This window comes from Pedobacter sp. 05L430 (assembly GCF_056397585.1).
The window spans coordinates 1-3,046 of the sequence record NZ_JBFTNT010000410.1; the positions used below are offsets into that span (position 1 = coordinate 1).

Sequence of the window (3,046 nt, forward strand, 5' to 3'; positions counted from 1 at the left end):
AAGGAAGGTAAAGTGCAGGCATTTAGCATACTGCAACAGAGATTAAACCGAAAAACCATTAATAAAGCACAGCTCAATGATGCGCCAGTAGGTTTTTACACCTACGACCTTCTTGAGCATAAAGGAAGGGATTTAAGAGAAGACCCTTTGGCCACCCGTAGACAATTACTTGAGCAAACAATTCAGCAACTACAGACTCAGGATATCGTTGCGCTCTCTCCCATAGTTATTTTTAGCGACTGGACATCTCTTGCAAAACTTAGAGAAGGTGCAAGAGAACTGAACAGTGAAGGTATTATGCTCAAAAAACTAGATTCATTATACCATTCAGGAAGAAAGCGCGGAGATTGGTGGAAATGGAAAATAAACCCTTATACTGTTGATRCGGTAATGATYTATGCGCAAAAAGGAAGTGGTCGCAGGGCCAACTTCTATACCGATTATACCTTTGCTGTGCGCGATGGGGATCAACTAATCACTGTTGCTAAGGCTTATTCCGGGTTAACGGATGCTGAAATTAAAGAAGTAGATCGTTTTGTAAAGAAAAATGCTGTAGAGAAATTCGGCCCCGTACGCACAGTAAAGCCAGAACTGGTATTCGAAATAGCCTTTGAAGGGATAGCCGAAAGTAAAAGGCACAAGGCAGGGCTGGCATTAAGGTTTCCCCGAATTGCCCGCTGGAGAAAAGATAAGAAAGCCGATGAAATCAATACGCTTGACGACCTTAGGCAATTATTACAATCTACATTATGAAACTGGAAAATAGCAAGGGGTATAAGCAGGTTATAAGTTGGCTAAAACTTAGCAAAAAAAGACCTTTTAAGTTTCAAACTGAAGCATGGCAATATTATGCTGAAGGCTATAGCGGCCTGGTGAACGCTCCTACCGGCTTTGGCAAAACCTATTCTATATTTTTAGCTGTAGTAATTGATGAGCTGAATAAAAGAGCTGAACTGAAAACCACAGCACTTAAAATTAAAACTAGGAAAAACACGACCGGACTAAAATTAATCTGGATAACACCTCTTCGATCCTTAGCTAAAGACCTGGCCCGCGCTATGCGCGAGGTTTGTGATGAGTTGCAACTGGACTGGATGGTGGGTGTAAGAAATGGAGACACCCCACAAAGCGAAAAGCTAAAACAGAAAAAACAAATGCCAGAGGTGCTCATCATCACACCTGAAAGTATGCACCTGCTGCTTGCCCAAAAAAGTACTTTCAATTACTTTGATCAATTACAATGTATAGTTGCTGATGAATGGCATGAACTGCTGGGTAGCAAACGTGGTGTGATGGCGGAATTGGCGATTTCAAGAATAAAAGGGTTGCTTACAGCGCAACACCCAGAAAGACTTGTAAGGATATGGGGAATCTCGGCAACCATTGGCAATATGGAGCAGGCGATGGACGTACTTGTACCTTACACCGATTTGCTTAAAACCATAATAAAATCCGACATTAAAAAGAAGATCGTTATCAAATCAATATTACCAGATCATGTAGATATGTTGCCCTGGGCTGGTCATTTAGGACATAAGTTGGCTAATAAACTCATCCCTATTATTAATAAAAGTAAAACCACTTTAATATTTACCAATACCCGGGGGCAGGCCGAACTCTGGTACCAGACCTTGCTTGCCCAGGACGAAAACCTTGCCGGCTTACTCGCTATCCATCATGGTTCTATAGATTATGAATTGAGGAACTGGATTGAAGACGCATTACATTCAGGAGTGCTTAAGGCTGTTGTATGCACGTCATCTTTAGATTTAGGTGTGGATTTTAAACCCGTTGATACCGTAGTTCAGATTGGCTCTCCAAAAGGTGTTGCCAGGTTTCTACAACGCGCCGGGCGCAGTGGGCACTCCCCTAACGAAACTTCTAAGATTTATTTTCTGCCTACTCACGCGCTAGAACTTGTGGAGGCTGCAGCAATAAAAGAAGCGGCAAGAATACAAGATATCGAAAGCAGAGAGCCTATTGTAATGTCATTTGATACATTGATCCAGTACCTGGTTACTTTAGCCGTTGGCGATGGCTTTGATGATGAAAAGATCTTTTTTGAGATTAAGCAAACCCATGCTTTCAGGGAACTGCTGCCTCAGGAATGGAGCTGGATCATGCAATTTATTACCACGGGCGGGGATAGCTTAACAGCTTATAATGAGTTCAGCAAAGTGACAAAAAGCACAGATGGGCTTTGGAAAGTGGAAAGCAGACAAATTGCAATGCGCCACAGATTACACATAGGAACAATAGTTAGTGATGCCATGCTTAAAGTAAAATACCTAACCGGTGGCTATGTTGGTATGATTGAAGAATCATTCATATCACGGATGAAACCAGGAAGTAGCTTTACCCTTGCCGGCAGGGTACTTGAATTTATAATGGTTAAGGAGATGATGGTATTGGTTAGAAAAAGTAAACTTAAACAAGCCATTAGCCCAAGTTGGATGGGAGGCCGTATGTCGCTAACCGCAAATCTTGGTAGCGTACTTAGAAAGAAATACAATGAAACACTCGATAAGCAGCACGGAGATGAAGAACTCGATTTCATACTGCCCTTATTTGRGCGTCAGGCCAAGGTTTCTCATGTTCCTAAAAGCGACGAGTTTTTAATTGAACTGATCAATACCAAGGATGGTTACCATTTCTTTGCTTATCCCTTTGAAGGCAGACAGGTACATGAGATCATGGCTGCATTAATAGCCTACAGACTTGGACGCGTGCAACCAATAAGCTTCTCTATTGCTATGAACGATTATGGCTTTGAGTTGCTCAGTGAGCAGCCTATCCCTCTAGACGAAAATTCTATAAAAGACCTATTTAGCCCTGTAAACCTTACCGACGATATTGTGGCTAGTATAAATGCAACAGAAATGGCCCGACGTAAGTTCAGAGACATTGCCTGCATTTCGGGACTTGTATTTCAGGGATATCCCGGGAAATATGTTGCGAACAAGCACTTACAATCATCCGCTTCCCTATTTTTTAATGTTTTTAGCGATTATGATAAACATAACTTATTATTGCGTCAGTCATACGA

At 41.8% G+C, this 3,046-nt stretch carries 2 protein-coding genes; both read left to right on the top strand.

What is annotated here, in order from left to right; translation table 11 throughout:
* On the top strand, positions 1 to 753 hold a 753-nt coding region (locus tag AC1DG9_RS25635), incomplete at its 5' end, for an ATP-dependent DNA ligase (protein WP_477635522.1).
* Positions 750 to 3,046: ligase-associated DNA damage response DEXH box helicase (locus tag AC1DG9_RS25640; RefSeq protein ID WP_477635523.1), on the top strand; the 2,297-nt coding region annotated here is incomplete at its 3' end. The genes AC1DG9_RS25635 and AC1DG9_RS25640, both read left to right, overlap by 4 nt.